Below are 5,601 nucleotides of genomic sequence, written 5' to 3'. Positions count from 1 at the left end.
TCAGCCGGGGACCGTCCGGGCCGCCCAGCGCGATGCTCTGGCCGTCCCGGATCGGCACCGTGTCCACCCGGGTGCCGTCGGCGAAGATTCCGTTGCGGCCGCGGTTGACCGCCACCCACCCCGCTCCGTCCACCTGCAGCTACGCGTGCACGCGGGAGATCAGGCCGGCGATCGCCGGGTCGTCCAGGCAGATGTCACATTGGCTGCTGCGGCCGACGGTGACCTCCTGGCCGGGCAGGAAGGTGTACATGGCCTTGCCCAGCCAAACCGTCAACGGTGGTGTCGCGGTGGGGTTCCCCATGTGCTCGCGGTCGTCCTTTCCCTGCCGGGCAGGCGCAGCGGGCCGCTCCGTGCGTGTCGACCGCAGATACTAGTCAGCGGTGCGGCAGATCGGCGTCGCGGGCTACCGTATACGCCGGGATGACGGTGGTTCCGCGAGAGGAGTGAGACAGATGGTTGACCGGCCCGCGGCGGATGCGGCGCCGACACTGGTCGTTCAGATCGGGTCGGAGCGCCACGTCCTGAACCCGGTGGACGGCGCGGTGGTGATCGGTCGAGACCCGCGCGCGACCATCCGGATCCGGGACGACCGGATCTCCCGCGCGCACCTGCGGCTGGAGCCCCACGGTGACGGCTGGCAGGCCGTCGACACCAGCTCCAACGGGGTCTTCGTCGACGGAGTGCGTCGCGGGTCGATGCTGATCACCGGCCCGGTCACCGTCAGCCTGGGGCACGCTCAGGGCATTCCGGTGCAGCTCGTTCCCAGCGAACCGCTGGAGGGCACGCTGATCGCCAACCTCAACGACATCGTCGGCGGTGCCGTCGACCACGCCGCACCGCAGCCGCCGCCGGGCGCGAGCACGCCGAGCGGCCGGGTTCCGCAGGCACCCAGCGACCGCGAACCGACCGAGGTGATGGGCAGCAGCGCACGGGTGCCGCTGATGACCGAGGCGGTCGACGCGGCGATGCACACCATCATCGAAGCGATCGAAGGCCTGCCCGGCGCAGCGGACCCGGAGTTCATCCCCAAGATCAGCGCCGTCCTCGCCGACCTGCGCCGGCTGGAGTCGCTGGCGGAGAGCAACGCCCGCAGCAGCACCGGCGCCACCAAGCTCGTGCTGGCGCTGAGCGCGGTCCGCCGCCGGTACACCGAGCTGATGCTGCGGGCCGCCGAGTCGCCGTCGGCCACGCTGGGTCAGCGGCTGTACCGGGCGCGCCATCACGCCGAGCTCGACGTTGCGGAGGCGGCCAACGCCGCCGGGGTGCCGGCGGACGCCATCGCCGCCCTCGAAGGCGAGCGCCCGGTTCCGCCCGAGGTCGCCAGCGCGGTCGAGGCGCTGGTCACCCAGCTCTCGACCGGCTAGCGTCCGGTTCCGCCCGGCAGCGCCTAGTTGCACGCCCAGGCGAGGATCCAGCTGCCCGGCAGGTGGCTCAGCGCGTCCGACATCGCCGCGGAGAGCGTCGGGCCGTACCCGCCGTGGTAGGCGGTGGAGTTCTCCGCGACGGCGCCGCACTCGGTGAAGTCGACCAGCACCGTGCAGTCGGTGTAGCCGCAGTAGCTCAGCGCCATCCGGTCCGCCGACTCCCGGGTCGGGTGGTCCCAGGCGCTGCCGCCGGACCCGGTGGAGCCCGAGTAGGCGATCGCACCGTGGTAGGTGACGGCGTTGGCAACCGGTGACGCGATGGTCATCCCGGCCACTGCCGCGACTCCGGCGGCGATCACTGCGGCGCGTCGGTGCAGAGCGGCGATTGCCATGGTGGTGGTTCCTTTCCGGAGCCGGATCAGCGGGTTTTCTTTGGCAGTGGTGGTCGTCGGCATGTCACTCGACTTCCGGCTTGGTGGCGGTGACCTGCTTGCCCCAATCCGACAGCAGCAGCGTGATCGTCGCGTCCGGAACCGGGACGATCTGCGCCTTCACCACGTGGTTGGAGCCGTCCGAGGCGATCCACACTGTGGTCGGCATCGTCTGCGCCTCCTTCGGCGCCAGCCGGGCGCCGGCCAGCTTCGCGATCTCGTCGGTCGATGAGGTGCCGCTGACCTTGGTGGTCGCGACGCCGTTGACGGTCTCGGTGCCGTCGATCTTCGGGTCCTTGAGGGTGTTCAGCACGTTGGCCAGGCCCTTGGTCGGGTCCAGGATGGCCGACACGTCGTAGATCGACCCGCCGTCGCCGAAGTCGGTGAACTTGCCGCCCGGGTCGCCGACGTCGGAGTACAGGTGGCCGTCGGCGTAGATGATCTTCGCGTCGACGGTCTGCTGGCCGACGGTGAGCGTCGCGGTGCCGGTGGCGGCCGGCTGCGGCTGGTTGGAGACGTCGCCCTCCAGCTTGGTCACGCTGAAGTTGGGCACCTTGCCCTGGGTCTCCAGCACCAGGTGCAGGCCGGTGACCTTGCCCATCGCCTCGGCGGCGTCGTGGATGAGCTTGGCCGCGTCTTCGTTGCCGCCCTGTTCGCCGCTGGTGGCGGCGGTGCTGCTGGTCGTCTCGGTGGTCGACGTGTGGCAGCCAGAGAGGATGAGTGCTGCCGCGACCATCACTGAGGTGGCGGCAAGACCGGTACGAGACCGGAGTTTCATAAACATCTCCTTCGTCGGGTCCGCGGCACGGCCGCAGCACTCGCGGGTTGGCCCGAGCATCGTAACCCAAGGTCTTGTCGCCGGGTGCAGGTTGTGCGCCTGACCTGCCGCGCACGCGGCGTCAGACGCCGGCCAGAATCCGGTACTGCGCCGAGATCTGCTGCTTCACGTCCTTTTCGGTGTTGGAGACCGTGGTGATCATGTAGCGGTCGACGTTGGCGACGCATTTGAAGTGCCAGTTGGCCCAACGCCGCGAATCCGGATCGGCGGGTGCCGCGACGTCCGCCGTCCGTTCGAAACAGTGTGCGGCGGGCAGGCCGGGTGGTGCGCTCACCGAGTCGATATCAGCTGCGTCGGCGATGCCGGCGGCGTACTTCTCGGTCAGCGCCCTCGCGCTGTCGGGGTCTCGCGCTTGATACACCGTTCCCAGAAAATGCGAAACCCACTCGACACCGGCGTCCTCGAGCAACTTCCCGGCCACAAAAGGATCGTCCTCGAAGTGCAGCCAGCCGTGCGTCTCATAGACACCGATCAGCATCACGTCCTGATCCGGCGCTAACAGCGTGTGTGCCAGCAATCCGGAATTCGTTGGGTCCACTGGAAGTTCGGCCAATTTAGCCCGGTCGGTTGGCGTAAACCCGTCAATCAACGGCTTCTGTGTCTTCATAAAATTGCCGACCAGCATTTGCGCGTAGCGGTATGGATCGTCGCTCGTGGCTCGAGCTACCTCTGCCATCACTTGTAGAACGTACGCCCCGTGCGGAGCGATGGCCGTGACGAAGACCCCTGATTCGTCGTAATCGAGCACCTGCATGAATGCTCCCGGGGTGTCGTCGTCGACTGGGATCGAGGTGAACGAACTCGGATGTGCTCGGACCCTGGCGACCGCGTCGGTCACGACGTGGGCAGCTGCGTCAGCGGTCGGAAATCGCATGACAGAGTCAACTAGGACCTTCGCCCGGGAGCCCGCGGCGATGCCGTCGGGTGCTCGGCGGCCCGTTACGAATCCAGCGACGAAGCCATGCGCTGCCGCGATATCATCGAGGGCGCTGGCAAAATTGCTGTCGCTGCGGTCGCCGATCATGATGTTGGGGCTAACCAGTTCCGTCGTGACGACGTCTTGCTGGCCGATGAGTTCTTTGTCGATCTGCCACGGTCCGACCACGTACGCCGACATCCGCACCGCTTCGGTGATCGCTATGAACCCCTCACCGCCGGCGGCGGCTGGCTTCGGAGTCCACGGCTTCGTCGGGTAACCCCCGGTGTCCATCAGCGTCACGTCCGCGGTGTCGGCGACTGCCACGGTGCTGGGCGTGACGTTGGCGTGGTGGCCGCGCACCAGCACGCCGACGTCCACCGCGGCGATCGTCACGGTGACCGCGGCCAGTAGTGCCACCCAGCGTTTGCGCTGCCACCACCGATGCCGTGGCCGCGCGGGCCAGCCCGGCGGGCGCGGTCCGAGTACCGCCGGCACCCCCTGCTGCACCGGTCGGGTCGGGTCGGCGTGCCCACGCGCACCGGGCAGCGCGTCGGTGCGGCCCTGCAGCGCATCGGTTGCCGCGGCGGCGAACTCGCGAGCGCTCTGGTATCGCTGGGCCGGATCCTTGGCCATCGCCCGGGCGAGCACCACGTCGATGCCGCGCGGCAGCCCCCGCGCCAGATCGGTGACCCGCGGTGGCGGCTGCAGCAGGTGCGCGGCCGCGGCCGCGGCCATGTTTCCGGCGGCGGCGAACGGCGCCTGACCGGCCAGCAGCCGATACAGCGAACAGCCCAGCGAGTAGATGTCCGCTCGCCCGTCCACCGGCGCACCGGACAGCGTCTCCGGGGCGCCGTAGGCCACCGTCGACAACACCACACCGGATTTGGTCAGCTCACCGGTGTCGTCGTCGCCGCGGGCGATCCCGAAGTCGGCCAAGAACACCCGCTCGGCGCCGTCGCCCGGCGCGAGCAGGAAGTTGGCCGGCTTGACGTCGCGGTGGATCAGGCCGTGCCGGTGGGCGTGGTCCAGCGCCTTGGCCACCTCGCCGACGATGTAGGCCGCGCGCTGCGGGCTCATCCGGCCCTGCTTGGCCTCCTTGTCGGCGTCGGTGCCGGCGATGTACTGCATGGCGATCCAGAGCTGACCCTCCTCGGTCTCGCCGCGGTTGTGCACCGCGACGATGTTGGGATGGTCCAGCCGGGCGGCGAGTGCGGCCTCCCGGATGAACCGGGCCCGGAACGACTCGTCCTGCGACAACTCGGGATTGAGCACCTTCAGCGCGTCGTGCCGCGGCAGCACTGGGTTGGCCGCCAGGTACACCGTGCCCATCCCGCCGGAGCCGAGCACCTGCTCGATCCGGTAGCCCCCGACCACCGAACCGACACTCAGCGCCACGGCGTCTGCCACTCTCTGTCAGCTAGTCGAAAGCCCAGTTCAGCAATGCGCATGTTGGCCTGCCGCAGTCCACTCGCGCCCCAATGGCGTATGCAGCTCCACCGGCCGGCCAGAATCCGGTATTGGGCTGAGATCTGTTGCTTGACGTCCTTTTCGGTGTCGGAGACCGTGGCGATCATGTAGTGGTCCACGTTTGAATCGGCGAGCTTCGCGGCACCGGCTGTTCGCTCGAAACATCGTGCGGCCGGCAGGCCGGGCGGCGCGCTCACCGCCTCGGCGTGATGCGTCGGCGACGAGGGCCGTGTACTTCTCGGTTAAGTGTCCGGCGGCGTCGGGGTCGCGTGCTTCATACACCGTTCCCAAGGCATGCGACACCCACGTGACGCCGGCGTCCTGGAACAGCTTCGTTGCCACAAAGGGGTCGTCTCCGAAGTGCAGCCAGCCGGGTGCGCTGTAGACGCCGATCTGCTCGGCGCTTTCGTCCGGGAAATTCAAGGTGTGCGCCAGCAATCCGGAATTCGCGGGGTCCACCGGTAGCTGGCCAGTAGCGGTGGTGCGCCGGGTGCACCGGCCCGGATCAGCTATCTCGCCGACGATCCCGAACCCGAACCACCCCAACGCCGACGCCGGGCGAGGAACCCCTACCCCTACCCC

General features: G+C 68.8%; 5 protein-coding genes and 3 pseudogenes. 1 reads left to right on the top strand and 7 read right to left on the bottom strand.

The annotated features are described in order from the left end of the window. Window positions 1-139: 139 nt before the first annotated feature. Window positions 140-301, bottom strand: a complete 162-nt coding sequence (locus tag AC2VNT_RS00140; protein WP_486944933.1) for an FHA domain-containing protein — start codon at window positions 299-301, stop codon at window positions 140-142. 151 nt (window positions 302-452) lie between these two features. On the opposite strand from AC2VNT_RS00140, the gene AC2VNT_RS00135 reads away from it, so the two are divergent. Further along, on the top strand, window positions 453-1,364 hold the full coding sequence (locus tag AC2VNT_RS00135; RefSeq protein WP_486944932.1) for an FHA domain-containing protein: 912 nt from the start codon (window positions 453-455) through the stop codon (window positions 1,362-1,364). A 23-nt stretch (window positions 1,365-1,387) separates the two neighbouring features. On the opposite strand, the gene AC2VNT_RS00130 is transcribed toward AC2VNT_RS00135, so the two are convergent. The 6 genes and pseudogenes from AC2VNT_RS00130 to AC2VNT_RS00105 form a co-directional block, all read right to left on the bottom strand. After that, window positions 1,388-1,756 carry a DUF4189 domain-containing protein gene (locus AC2VNT_RS00130; RefSeq protein WP_486944931.1) on the bottom strand — a complete coding sequence of 123 codons (369 nt, stop codon included), beginning with the start codon at window positions 1,754-1,756 and terminating at the stop codon, window positions 1,388-1,390. A 64-nt stretch (window positions 1,757-1,820) separates the two neighbouring features. Continuing rightward, window positions 1,821-2,573 (bottom strand): LppX_LprAFG lipoprotein, encoded by a 753-nt coding sequence (locus tag AC2VNT_RS00125; RefSeq protein WP_486944930.1) that lies wholly within the window; start codon window positions 2,571-2,573, stop codon window positions 1,821-1,823. 121 nt (window positions 2,574-2,694) lie between these two features. Beyond that, window positions 2,695-3,843 (bottom strand): DUF7373 family lipoprotein, encoded by a 1,149-nt coding sequence (locus AC2VNT_RS00120; protein WP_486944934.1) that lies wholly within the window; start codon window positions 3,841-3,843, stop codon window positions 2,695-2,697. A gap of 267 nt (window positions 3,844-4,110) precedes the next feature. Then, a pseudogene (locus tag AC2VNT_RS00115) lies at window positions 4,111-4,947 on the bottom strand (serine/threonine-protein kinase); the annotation flags it as partial. Further along, window positions 4,938-5,222 (bottom strand): annotated as a pseudogene (locus AC2VNT_RS00110) (DUF7373 family lipoprotein); the annotation flags it as partial. The pseudogenes AC2VNT_RS00110 and AC2VNT_RS00115, both read right to left, overlap by 10 nt. Before the next feature lie 28 nt (window positions 5,223-5,250). Further along, window positions 5,251-5,478 (bottom strand): annotated as a pseudogene (locus AC2VNT_RS00105) (DUF7373 family lipoprotein); the annotation flags it as partial. Window positions 5,479-5,601 lie beyond the last annotated feature (123 nt).

The sequence above is a fragment of the Mycobacterium sp. TH-M15 genome (assembly GCF_057473705.1).
This window is presented reverse-complemented; position numbering and strand designations above follow the sequence as displayed.